Source organism: Aeromonas sp. FDAARGOS 1411 (assembly GCF_019047125.1).
Taxonomy (GTDB): Bacteria; Pseudomonadota; Gammaproteobacteria; order Enterobacterales; family Aeromonadaceae; genus Aeromonas; species Aeromonas veronii.
The window spans coordinates 605,229-617,874 of sequence record NZ_CP077214.1 but is presented as its reverse complement, the minus strand read 5'-3'; the positions used below and the strand labels follow the sequence as shown (position 1 = coordinate 617,874).

Here is a 12,646-nt window from a genome sequence, read left to right as displayed (position 1 = left end):
GCCATCATTCGCTGCCTAGCAGGCAACCGCTCTCCGCTCTCTGTACTTGGTGAGAAAGGAGTTCAATCATGATCCCGTCGATTATTCGCTGGTCCATCGGCAACCGCTTTCTGGTGCTGCTATTGACCCTCATGCTCACCGCCTGGGGGCTCTGGTCGGTCAAACAGACCCCGGTGGACGCCCTGCCGGATCTCTCCGACGTGCAGGTGATCATCAAGACCTCCTATCCGGGCCAGGCGCCTCAAGTGGTGGAGGATCAGGTGACCTACCCGCTCACCACCGCCATGCTGGCGGTGCCGGGGGCCACCACGGTGCGCGGCTACTCCTTCTTCGGCGACTCCTTCGTCTATGTGCTGTTTGACGACAACACCGACCTCTACTGGGCCCGTGCCCGGGTGCTGGAGTATTTGAGTCAGGTCGCCCCCAACCTGCCCGCCTCCGCTCGACCCCAGCTCGGCCCAGATGCCACCGGGGTGGGCTGGGTCTATCAGTACGCACTGGTGGACAGAACCGGCAAGCATGACCTCAGCCAGCTCACCTCGCTGCAGAACTGGTTCCTCAAGTACGAGTTGCAGACGGTGGACGGGGTCTCCGAGGTCGCCACCGTCGGCGGCATGGTGCGCCAGTATCAGGTGCGGGTCGATCCGGACAAGCTGCGCGCCTACGGCATCCCGCTCTCCCTTATCGAGACAGCCATCAAGCAGGGCAATCAGGAGACCGGCGCCTCCGTCATCGAGATGGCAGAAGCGGAGTACATGGTGCGATCCAACGGCTATCTGAAAAGCGTGGAGGATCTGAAGCAGATCCCGCTCGGTACCAATGTGCGCGGCGCCCCGCTGCTGCTGGGCGATGTGGCTGATGTGGTCACCGGGCCCCAGAGCCGGCGCGGCCTGGCCGAGCTCAATGGCGAAGGGGAAGTGGTGGGCGGCATTATCGTCATGCGCTATGGCGAGAATGCCCAGCACACCATCGACGGGGTCAAGGCGCGGCTCGCCCAGCTCAAAAGCAGCCTGCCGGAAGGAGTAGAGATCGTCACCGTCTACGATCGCTCCGACCTTATCCAGCGCGCCATCGACAACCTCTCCGGCAAGCTGGTAGAGGAGTTCGCGGTGGTGGTGCTGGTCTGCCTCGCCTTCCTGTTCCACCTGCGCTCGTCGCTGGTGGTGGTCATCTCCTTGCCCATCGCCATCCTGACCGCCTTTATCGTGATGCACCTGCAGGGGATCAACGCCAACATCATGTCGTTGGGGGGCATCGCCATCGCCATCGGCGCCATGGTGGATGGCGCCATCGTGATGATCGAGAACGTCCACAAACACATGGAGCGGGAGGCGCTCACCGATAAGAACCGCTGGCGCATCATCACCGAGGCAAGCATAGAGGTGGGGCCCGCCATCTTCTTCTCCCTGCTCATCATCACCATCAGCTTCCTGCCGGTGTTCGCGCTGGAGGCGCAGGAGGGGCGGATGTTCCACCCGCTCGCCTACACCAAGACCTATGCCATGGCGGCGGCGGCCGGGCTCGCCATCACGCTCGTGCCGGTGATCATGGGCTACTTTATCCGTGGCAAGGTGCTGGCGGAGCAGGCCAACCCGCTCAACCGCTGGCTGAGCCTGGGCTATGTGCCACTGCTCAAAGCCGTCTTGGCTCGTCCGAAAACCACCCTGGCCATCGCCGCCGTGGTGACGGTGGCGGGCTTCTGGCCGCTCAAGTACCTGGGCTCCGAGTTCATTCCGCCGCTGGACGAGGGGGACATCATGTATATGCCCACCACCGCAGCCAATATCTCGGTGGGCAAGGCGCGGGAGATTTTGCAGCAGACCGACAAGCTCATTCGTACCGTGCCCGAGGTGCAGAACGTGTTCGGCAAGGCGGGCCGCGCCGAATCAGCCACCGACCCTGCGGATCTGGTGATGATGGAGACCAGCATCCAGCTCAAACCCCGCGATCAGTGGCGCCCCGGCATGACCCCGGAGAAGCTCAAAGAAGAGCTCGACTCCCTCATCCGCTTCCCCGGCCTCACCAACGCCTGGGTGCCCCCCATCAAGACCCGCATCGACATGCTGGCCACCGGCATCAAGACCCCGGTCGGCATCAAGATTGCGGGGCCCGATCTCAAGGTGATCCAGCAGCTCGGCCAGCAGCTGGAACAGATCGTCGGCAAGGTGGAGGGCGCCTCATCGGTCTACGCCGAGCGGGTCGCCGGTGGCCGCTACGTCAAGGTGGACATCGACCGGCTGAAAGCGGCCCGCTACGGCCTCAACATCGCCGACGTGCAGGCGGTGCTCGCCACCGCGGTGGGCGGCATGGAGGTGGGCCAGACCATCGAGGGACGTGAACGCTACCCTATCAACCTGCGCTACCCCCAGAGCTATCGCGATTCAGTGGCCAGCCTCGAGCTGCTGCCGGTGGTGACTCCGAGCGGTGCGCGTATCGCGCTGGCGGATGTGGCCCGGGTCTATATCAGCGACGAGGCCCCGATGCTGCGCAGTGAAAATGCGCGCCTCAACGGCTGGGTCTACGTCGATATTCGCAGCCGCGATATCGGCTCTTTTGTAGCTGAGGCCAAGGCAAAGGTGGGCAAGCAGCTGGTGCTGCCGGCGGGCTACGCCCTCACCTGGTCTGGCCAATACGAGTACATGGAGCGGGCCAAGGCGCGCCTCGCCTACGTGGTGCCGCTCACGGTAGCCATTATCGTGCTGCTGCTCTATCTGGCGTTTCGCCGCTTCCAGGAGGTGCTGCTCATTCTCACCACCTTGCCGCTGGCGGTGGTGGGGGGGATCTGGACCCTCTGGCTGCTCGACTTCAACCTCTCGGTGGCGGTCGGGGTGGGCTTTATCGCTCTGGCGGGGGTGGCGGTGGAAACCGGCGTCTTGATGCTGATCTACCTCAACCACGCCTGGGATGACCTGGTGGCCAGTGGCAAGCCGGACAAGGCGGGTCTGCACCGGGCGGTGATCCACGGCGCCGCCCTGCGCCTGCGTCCCAAGATGATGACGGTGGTCACCATCATCGCCGGCCTCTTGCCCATCATGTGGAGCCATGGCACCGGCTCCGAGGTGATGCAGCGCATCGCCGCCCCCATGATCGGCGGCATGGTGAGCGCGCTGGTGCTGACCCTCTTGGTGCTGCCAGCGGCCTATTACCTGTGGCGTAGTCGCAGCCTTGGCAAGAGCGCGAACCCGCAATCCGAATAACCCGATTTCACGATCCATATTGACTGAACGATAAGGAAACCATCATGAACTACAAAACGCTGACCCTGACATTGCTGCTTGGCCTTGCCACCCAGACCAACCTGCAAGCCGAAGAGATGATGCACCATGAAGGGCACGAGATGAGCCAGACAGGTGAGATGAGCGAACAGGGCGCAATGGTGATGACCAAGGGGGTCATTACCCGCCTCGATGAGGGGAGCGGCAAGGTCGGCATCAAGCACGAGGCGATCGAGAACCTCAAGATGCCCCCCATGACCATGGTCTTTCGAGTGGTAGATCCGGCCCAACTCAAGGGGCTCAAGGTGGGGGATGCCATCCACTTTCATGCCGAAAGCCAGAGCGGCAAGCTCACAGTGACAGCCATCCAACCGCAATAAACGGCTCTGGCTCGCCGAAGAGGTCACGATAGACAGTGACAACGCAAGAGGGAGGCATCAGCCTCCCTCTTCTTTTGATCAACCTGTTCATGTGGTCAACCTCTGGTGCGCATGGCACTCAGCTGCGGGTTGCCAGCAACTGCTCCACATCCTCGATCACCTTGAGGGCCGCCTGCGGGCCACCGCTGGAGGTCCAGAGCGATCCGTCCACGGCGCCAAAGCGCTTGGCCTTGATCACCGGCAGCTGCTGGAACGCCGGGGTCTGCTCCGCCTGACGCATGGCATCCACCGCATCACCGGTGGCGCTCAGGGTACCGACCACCAGCCAGTCAGCATCCAGCAGATTGAGGGACTCCAGACTCAGCGCCGGTGAGTGGGGGGCGCCAGTACCCTGCTGCTTGCTTGGGCGTACCAGCCCCATCGACTCCACTACGCTGCTGGCAAAGGTGCCCTGATACATAAAGCTCGGCCCCTTGGGGTTCCAGCGCACTATGCTGATGCTCTCCCCCTGATGCTTGGCAAGCTTGCTGCGGGCCTGAGTCAGCCGCTCGGCATACTGCAGCAAGAAAGTATCCCCTTGCTGGTCGCGGTTGAGGGTGTGGGCGGTGCGGCGGAAGCTATCCTGCCACGGCTCACCCCACTTGCTGGTCACCACGGTCGGCGCGATCTCCCCCAGCAAGGTCAGCAGCTCGGGACGGGTCTGGCCGGTCAGGATAAGGTCGGGCTCCAGCGCAATCAGCGACTCCAGATTGGGGCTGTCGAGATCGCCGATCACCTGGATCCCCATGCCCGCCTTGTTCAGCAAGTAGCGGGGCAAGGTGGGTTGACCACGGCCATTGACGGCGCCGATGGGGGTAAGCCCCAGAGTCAGGGTGCTGTCGAGTTCGAGCTCGCTCAGCACCACCACCCGCGTTGGCTGAACTGGCACCTGCACCTTCTGGCCAAACGCATCAGTCACTTCACGCATCTCCTGCGCCTGAACCAGCGGCGCGGCCAGCATCAGGATGGCTGCTGCCAGGGCGGCAAAACGCTTCATCATCTCACTCCTTCTCGTTGCACGGCCCGGATAATCGGCCGCGTGAATATACTCGGCGGGCCCACAGAGCAGGCCCATATGACTCAACTCGCCGAACGCAGGGTGCGGCCATGTTCGTGGCGACGGGGCACGATAATGGGCGCCCCGTCGCCGGGGGCATGCAGAATGTCGACACTGGTCTGGTAGAGCCGGTCGATTAGATCCTTGGTCACCACCTCCCGGGCCGGGCCCATAGCGGCAATGGTCCCCTCGCCGATGGCGATCAGCTCGTCACAGTAGCGGGCCGCCATCGCCAGATCGTGGATCACCAGCAGCACAGTTTTGCCCTCGGCGGTGATGCGATGGATCGCCTCCATCACCTCGGTCTGGTGACCGATATCGAGGGCGCTGGTGGGCTCGTCGAGCAGCACCATGTCGCTGTCCTGCGCCAGGATCATCGCAAGCCAGGCCCGCTGCGCCTGCCCGCCGGAGAGGGACGCTGCGCTCTGCTGCCAGATGCTTTCAAGCTGCATCCGCTCGCAGGCAATACGCACCATGCGGGCATCCTCCTCACCCCACTGATTGAACCAGCCCTGATGAGGGTGGCGGCCATACTGCACCAACTGCTCCACCAGAATGCCGGCAGGCAGGGTCGGCCGCTGGGGCAGATAGGCGAGCTCCCGCGCCAGCCCCTTCATGGGGTAGCTGGCAAGCGGCTTGCCTTTGAGCAGGATCTCGCCGCGTTGGGCTTTCATCTGTCCGGATAGCAGCTTGAGCAGGGTCGATTTGCCGCAGCCGTTGGGGCCGACGATCCCCACCAGCTTGCCTCTCGGCACGCTGAAAGAGATGTCCCGCAAAATGGGGGTCTGCTGATAGGCGAAGTGGAGGCGGTTTACGGTGAGCGTCATCAGTCAGCCCTCTGGCGATCGTTAACGAGAAGAAACAGCAGCAACAGGCCGCCGAGAATGCGGGTCATGATGCCGGTCGCTACCTCGTGGGGACTGGCCAGCCCCCGAACCAGGGTATCGCTGGCAAGCAGCAGCAAGGCGCCGCTGAGCGCCGCCAGCCAGAGCGGCACCACCCGGTCTTTCACCAGCCAGGAGGCAAGAATGGGGGCCGCCATGGCGATAAAGACCACGGGGCCGCCGATGGCGGTGCCGAGCGCCGCCACCAGAACGGCCTGGGCCAGAATGCCCAGTTGCACCCGATCGCCGTTGACGCCAAGCCCTCTGGCCATCTCGGGGCCAAAGCGCAGCACCGCCAGCGAGCGGGAGAGATAGACGATCCACGGGCAGAGCAGCAGCAACAGGATGGCGATGGGGGTGATGGTGCTGTACCCCACGGCGATAAAGCTGCCCATATTCCACAGATAGAGAGAGCTCAGGTGCAGCAGGGCCTGAGTGGACATCACGAACTGGCCGAGCGCCTCGAACAGTTCGGAGAGGCCGATGCCGATCACCACGAACAGATAGCCCTGCTCACCCGGTTTACGGCAAAGTGCATAGAGCACCAGCGCCGCGAAGATGGCGCCGATGGGGGCCGCCCACCAAGGCCAGCTGCCTATCGTCAGGTAGAGGGAGAAGACGATGATGGCCAGAGAGGCCCCGTTGTTGACCCCCACCATGTCGGGTGTGGCCAGCCGGTTGCGAACCAGCGTCTGCACCAGACAGCCGGAGAGCCCCATGGCCGCCCCCGCCACCACCACTCCAAGGATGCGCGGCAACCGGATCTTGAACAGGGTGAGCTGCTCAAGCCGGGTCCCCTCCCCCAGCAGAGTGTTGACCACCCCGGCAAAGCCGAGCTTGCCGCCGCCAACGCTCAGGGCCAGCAGACCCAGCGCCAGCAGCACCATGGCCAGCAGCGCCAGCCAGCGCCAGCTCGGCAGATGGAGCAGCAAAGAGCGGTTGCCGGCCCGCAGGCAGAGCATATCGGTAGGTGTACGCATCAGACCCTCACTTGACGGTCAGCAGGGTACGAAAGCCCCCGCGGTGAACGATGGCGATCAGCACAGGTGCACCGATCAGGGCCAGAATGACGCCGTTGGGCAGCTCGAACGGCTGGATCAGCCAGCGCGCCAGAATGTCGGCCAACAGCAGAAACAACATGCCGAACAGGGCGGAGAAACAGACCTGCACCGACAGCTTTACCGGCTCTACCAGTCGGCCACAGTAGGCGGCCAGAAAGCCGACAAAGCCGATGGGGCCGGCAATAGCGATGGCACTGGCGGTAAACAGGGTGGCGGCCAGCAGCACGCCAATTCGCACCCGGTTAGGGCGGATCCCCAGCGCCTGGGCCTGACTGTCCCCCATCTGCATCAGGGTCAGCTGGCGACAGAGCAGCAAGGTGATGACAAACGCCGCCAGCACGAAGGGCAGCACGGCAACGATGGCATCGAGATTGGCCGCCGACAGGGAGCCGAGGTTCCAGAAGCGGTACTGCTCCAGCACCATCTTGTTGGAGAGCAGCAAAAAGCTGGAGAGACCGCCGAAGGTGGCCGAGAGCGCCACCCCGACCAGAATCAGCTTGAGGGGGTTGGAGCGGCCAATCATCATGCCAAGCCCCAGCACAATCACGTTGCCGAGCAGCGCACCGAGTCCGGCCCAGAGCAGATAGCCATAGGCGGACTCCACCCCGAACCAGGTGAGCCCCACCACCAGCGCAAAGACGGCCCCGGCGTTGACCCCGAGCAGACCGGGCTCCGCCAGCGGGTTGCGGGTCGCGCTCTGTAACAAGGAGGCCGCCAGAGATAAAGAGGCGCCGACCACCATGGCGCAGAGGGTGCGCGGCAGTCGCAAGGTATTGAGCACCATGGCGAGCTTCTCGTCACTCGCCCAAGGCGCGTCACCCATCAGGTAGCCGAACACCTCGCGGGCACCATAAACACCCGCACCGGTGGCGAGCGAAAGAGAAAGCAGTATGAACAGAAGGAACAATCCCAGCCAGAACAGCGAGGTCTGGTCTCTAAACACCCTTTAACTCCTTATGGTGGCAATGCGCATGTTGTTGAAATACATGTGGTTGAAATAAAAGCCGTCACCCGAGGTGATGCCGTGACAACAGCGGAAGCCCGCCAATGCGGGCTCCCGTTCAGCCATTACAGCTTGTAGGCCATACCGGCATAGACAGTGCGCCCGTCGAGGATCTGATCGGCCTCGGTGGCAACCCAGTCACGCTTGGTATTGGTCAGGTTGTTGAGTCCGAACTTCAGATCCAGTGCCCGGGTGGCGTTCCAGACTGCCCCGACATCCAGTGTGTGGAATCCGGCGGTGGTCTCATAGGTGGTGCCGCTCATGCGCGGAACCGGCAGGATCTGGCTGCCGGTGTAGTTCCAGCCGAGCTGGGTACTCAGGCTCTCGATGACCTGCCACTCCAGCTTGGCGTTGGCGGTATGCTCCGGCGTCCGATAGAGATCCTTGCCGCTGGTCTTGTCTTCCCCGTCGATCAGGGTGACGTTGCTGGAGAGGGTTAGGTTATCGGTGAGATCAAACCAGCCGCTCAGCTCCCCCCCCTTGATGCGGGCCTTGCTGACGTTCTGATAGGTCATCACCGCCGGACGCCAAGTGGAGGTCCATGCCTCGCTCTGGATCTTGTCCTTGATATCGTTGTGGAAGGCGGTAACCCCGGCCCCCCAGAACGAACCATCATAGGCGGTGCCCAGCTCGTAGCTGACGGCGGTTTCCGGTTTCAGATCCGGGTTGCCCACTACGGCGCAGCGACCGCGACAGGCGGCTACTGCATAATCTGGGTTGGACTGGGCAATGGTCGGTGCCTTGAACGCCTTGCCAATCCCGCCCTTGACCACCCAGTTGTCCGTCAGGCTGTAGAGGGCATAACCACGGGGGCTGAACTCGGTGCCATAGGTCTCGTGGTGATCGACCCGGCCACTCAGGGTCAACGCCAGATCGCCAAAGCCAAACTCATCCTGCAGATAGAGCGCGCTCTGGTTGACGCTGACATCGCCCCCCTTGAGGTTGACGTTATGCTTGAGTTCGGTGATGCGGTACTCGGCACCGCTGGTCAGCAGGTGGCTGCCCAGATTACCGCTCAGCTGGCCATCGAAGGTGTGGTTGGTCTGGCTCACATCGCCGCTGGTCTTGCTCAGCGCCGTCATCAGTTCGGAGTCGTCAAACAGGTCAACCTGCTCGAAGGCATAGCCGACCCGGCTGTCGAACTGATCCCAACGGCCGACGTGGGTGGCGTTGAGTCCCAGTCGTTCCATCTGCTGGATATTGCGCGGCGTCTGGCCGTAGTTGTTCCAGTGGGCCTCGCGATCGTCTTTGGCGTAGTTCATCCCTACATCCAGATCCTGGCGATCATCGATCAACCATTTGACGTTGGAGAGGATCCCCAGCTTTTCACGCTGCTCGATGGCATCGGCCTTGGGGTTGATGCTCTGCTCGCTCTGCCAGGCATCCCTGTGGTTCCCTTCCACCACCAGGTTGGCCAGCAGCTTGTTGTCGATCAGCGCCCCGCCCACATAGGCACTCGCCTTGTTGATATCCCCTCCGTGACCGTCGGTGGGGTCACTGAAGGTATAGGTGGCCGCCGCTTCAGTCTTCTCCCCGGGTTGGCGCAAGATGACATTGACCACCCCACCCAGCGCATCGGCACCGTAGAGGGAGGAGATGGGGCCACGGATCACTTCGATACGCTCGATGGCCGCCATGGGGATGGCGGAGAGATCGAAATCATTGCCATAACCGGAGGTAAGAGCATCGCGGGAGCTGATACGCCGGCCATTCACCAGCAACAGGGTGTAATCCCCCTCCAGCCCGCGCAACTTGATCTCGCTGCGGCCGTAGCTGGTAACAGGGCTGATATTGACCCCCGGCAACTGTTTCAGAGCGCCGGTCAGATCATTGACATTGAGCTTGTCGAGCTCGGCCCGAGTCACCACAGAGACGCTGGCCGGGGCGGTCAGCTCGCTGTGCCGGGTTTTACTCGCCGTCACCACCATAGTTTCATGAGCGGTGACAGGCGCAGTCCCTTGGGCCAGAACTGGCAGGGCAAAAAGGGATAACACCAGCGGATGCACTGCAAATCGTCGGGATGATGTACGCATCATCAACACTCCACATAAAACAATCAGGGCCAACACCACCGACATCCCTGTCTGACCTCGCCAGACCCGGTGCAAAGTGATGGAGTTCATTGGCATGAACAGTCGTCCATGCCCCATCACCCCGAACATCAGTGCATTACGGCAGGCCCTGCGTTGTGCTATGCCACTCGCAGCCATCAATAACAAAAGCGCCGTACCGACTGACATCGGGACGGCGCAATACTAAATGCAAATCATTTTTATTTGCAAGCGTGAATCAGGTATTCTTTCGCATCCGCTTAATTATCCATCACATCGTGACGGGTCTGGTGATAGGCCTCTTCACTCTTGCCCCGACGCCAGTACGGCACGGCGTAGAGCGACTGGCGATCCACCTCAAGCACTGAACGAAAATGGCGGCGCAGCGGCAGCACCAGCGCCTCCTCCCCACCCAGCCAGAAGAAGCCACCATCGCGCACCAGCGGCAGAGCAATCACATGCTCCAGCAGGCCACTGGACTCGGGCTCGCCGACAAACCAGTGACAGCGCAACCCGACCGGCAGCGTCAACGGCTGAGCATCGGCCTGATCCGGCACCAGAATCGCAATTTCCCCTCTGGCCCCGGCAGGCATCACCTCACACATCGCCATGATGGCGGGCAAGGCGGTGAGATCCCCCACCAGGCAGTAGTGATCGGCCGGTTGCAGCATGGGGTTGGGGCCACCCGGCCCGGAGAGGATCACCTTCTCTCCCGGCTTGGCATGGGTAGCAAAGGCGCTGGCGGGCCCACCGTCACCGTGCAGCACGAAGTCGATATCAATTTCCTGCTCATCACGGCGAAACGCACGGATGGTGTAGGTGCGGATCACCGGCTTGTCTGCCGGGTCACTCCAGCGCGGGCCGCTCGAGGTCATGGCAGGCAGCACCGGCTCTACCTGATGGGGCTGGGCCAGCATCACCTTGATATGGGCTCCACCGCAAGTAAAGGGATAGTCAGCCAACTCGCGGCCACCAAAGGTGATGCGACGCAAATGGGGGGTGACCTGGGTAATAGCTTTGACAGTCAGCATACGGAGACGATTGGGAGGCAGAGATGGGGACACGATGGGGCTCCTCGTTGAGTGTGTCGCCCATGCTACACGCAAATAGGAATCACTATCAAATAAGATTGTTTCTCGTCTAATAGCTACAAGCTGGATTCAAACATCCCCAACCACTGGCGTCCACACCCCAATCCAGAAATAGGCTTTATGCACGCTAGCTCCATGATTGGACAAAGAAAGCAGCCGGATAACGCCACAGTCACAAAGGGTTCCATTTGCTTATTTCGACCATAGTTTTTCGAGATCAAATTTTATTTCCCAATAAGTTTCCTATCCTTAGTGAAGCAGTTAATGTAAGCACAGGATGCCAAACAGGATTGTATGATGGATGACCAGATCCTGATTATTGATGATGACGATCTCTCCCTCCCCGACGCACAGCAAGCGGGCTGGAAGGTGATGATTGTTGACGATGAGCCTGAAGTGCATCGCATCACCAAAATCACCTTGAACAAATTCGAGTTTGACAATCGCCCCATCGATTTTCTGCATGCCTATTCCGCGGCGCAGGCCAAAGAGTTGCTGGCCACCACCCCGGACGTTGCTCTGTTGCTGCTGGACGTGGTGATGGAGGTCGACCACGCCGGCCTTGATGTCGTCAAATACGTCCGTGAAGATCTGCAAAACAAGATGGTACGCATCGTGTTGCGTACCGGCCAGCCCGGCCAGGCGCCGGAAGATGACGTGGTCACCAACTACGACATCAACGACTACAAGGATAAAACCGAGCTCACCTCCCAGAAGCTGCGCACCCTGCTGCGGGCCAGCCTGCGATCCTATCGGGATATTCGCACCCTGGAGAGTAACCGTCAGGGGCTGGAAAAAGTCATCGAAGCCTCCAAGGGGATCTTTGAGAAACGGGCCCTGCGCCAGTTTGTCGAAGGCGCCCAGGAGCAGCTCAGCGCCCTGCTCCATCTGGGGGAAACCCAGATATACGACGTCAAGCAATACGCCTATGAGGTAAAGGATCAAGTATTGGAGCCCCTGCTCCCCGGCCATCCCGCCATGCTCCTCACGGACGCGCCGGAGATCCTGCGCCAGGCTATGAGCAAGCGCAGCAACGTCTATAACGCCACCCAGATGGTGCTCTACTGTCAGAATCCGCGCCACCACCTGCTGTTCCACATCGAGACCACCCGCCAGCTCAGCCAGATCGATACCAGTCTGCTGACCCTGTTTACCGAAAACATCATAGTGGCGCTGGAGAATATCCGGCTCAATGAGGTGATCGCCGACAACCAGCGGGAGATCATCTATCGCATCGGCGAACTGGTCGAAACCCGTTCAAAAGAGTCAGGGCTGCACGTCAAACGGGTCGCGCTCTATACCGAACAATTCTGCCACCTGATGGGCATGAGCGAAGAGCAAAGCGAGCTGGTGAAACGAGCCTCGCCGCTCCATGACATTGGCAAGGTGGGAATTCCCGATGCCATCTTGCACAAGCCGGGCAAGCTGACACCGGAGGAGTGGGAGATTATGAAAACCCACGCCCAGCTCGGGCAGGATATGCTCTCCGGCAGCGATTTGGCGCTGTTTCAGATTGGTGCCACCATCGCTGGTAATCACCATGAGAAGTGGAATGGCAGTGGCTATCCCCGCGGTCTGAAAGGGACGGATATTCCGCTGGAGGGGCGAATTGTGGCGCTGGCTGATGTATTCGATGCCCTGGGTTCGGACCGCTGCTACAAGAAGGCGTGGCCGCTGGACAAGGTGCTGGCCCTGATTGAAGAGGAGAAGGGGCAGCATTTCGACCCCCAGCTGGTCGAGCTGATGATGGCCAATCTGGACAAGTTCCTCGAGATCCGCGAGCAGAACAAGGATGTCTATATCGGCGAACACTGATAGCCAGCTTGTTCTGTTTATGAACTAAAAAACCGCCCTGCTTATCAGGG

9 protein-coding genes are annotated in these 12,646 nt (G+C 61.3%); 3 read left to right on the top strand and 6 right to left on the bottom strand.

Annotation, left to right across the window (positions count from 1 at the left end; translation table 11 throughout):
* Window positions 1-68 precede the first annotated feature (68 nt).
* The gene (locus I6L41_RS02745) at window positions 69-3,197 is read left to right on the top strand and encodes an efflux RND transporter permease subunit (RefSeq protein WP_216961844.1); all 3,129 of its coding nucleotides are present in this window, start codon (window positions 69-71) and stop codon (window positions 3,195-3,197) included.
* Between the two features lie 44 nt (window positions 3,198-3,241).
* Window positions 3,242-3,595, top strand: a complete 354-nt coding sequence (locus tag I6L41_RS02740) for a copper-binding protein (RefSeq protein ID WP_204383633.1) — start codon at window positions 3,242-3,244, stop codon at window positions 3,593-3,595.
* Between the two features lie 118 nt (window positions 3,596-3,713).
* On the opposite strand, the gene I6L41_RS02735 is transcribed toward I6L41_RS02740, so the two are convergent.
* The 6 genes from I6L41_RS02735 to I6L41_RS02710 form a co-directional block, all read right to left on the bottom strand.
* The gene (locus tag I6L41_RS02735; RefSeq protein ID WP_021231222.1) at window positions 3,714-4,631 is read right to left on the bottom strand and encodes an iron-siderophore ABC transporter substrate-binding protein; all 918 of its coding nucleotides are present in this window, start codon (window positions 4,629-4,631) and stop codon (window positions 3,714-3,716) included.
* 83 nt (window positions 4,632-4,714) lie between these two features.
* Window positions 4,715-5,518, bottom strand: a complete 804-nt coding sequence (locus I6L41_RS02730; RefSeq protein WP_076495127.1) for an ABC transporter ATP-binding protein — start codon at window positions 5,516-5,518, stop codon at window positions 4,715-4,717.
* Complete coding sequence (locus I6L41_RS02725) at window positions 5,518-6,555, bottom strand: iron chelate uptake ABC transporter family permease subunit (RefSeq protein WP_182963560.1); 1,038 nt, start codon at window positions 6,553-6,555, stop codon at window positions 5,518-5,520. The genes I6L41_RS02730 and I6L41_RS02725 overlap by 1 nt, the downstream gene beginning before the upstream one ends.
* 7 nt (window positions 6,556-6,562) lie before the next feature.
* On the bottom strand, window positions 6,563-7,579 hold the full coding sequence (locus I6L41_RS02720) for an iron ABC transporter permease (protein WP_216961841.1): 1,017 nt from the start codon (window positions 7,577-7,579) through the stop codon (window positions 6,563-6,565).
* Window positions 7,580-7,704: 125 nt separating this feature from the next.
* Entirely contained in the window at window positions 7,705-9,672 is a 1,968-nt protein-coding gene (locus I6L41_RS02715) for a TonB-dependent receptor (protein ID WP_216963801.1), read from the bottom strand.
* 278 nt (window positions 9,673-9,950) lie between these two features.
* A complete protein-coding gene (locus tag I6L41_RS02710; protein ID WP_216961839.1) occupies window positions 9,951-10,754 on the bottom strand; it encodes a siderophore-interacting protein in 804 nt (267 codons plus the stop codon).
* A gap of 324 nt (window positions 10,755-11,078) precedes the next feature.
* Between I6L41_RS02710 and I6L41_RS02705 the strand changes: the two genes are divergently transcribed.
* Window positions 11,079-12,596 (top strand): HD domain-containing phosphohydrolase, encoded by a 1,518-nt coding sequence (locus tag I6L41_RS02705; protein ID WP_019446605.1) that lies wholly within the window; start codon window positions 11,079-11,081, stop codon window positions 12,594-12,596.
* Window positions 12,597-12,646: the final 50 nt, after the last annotated feature.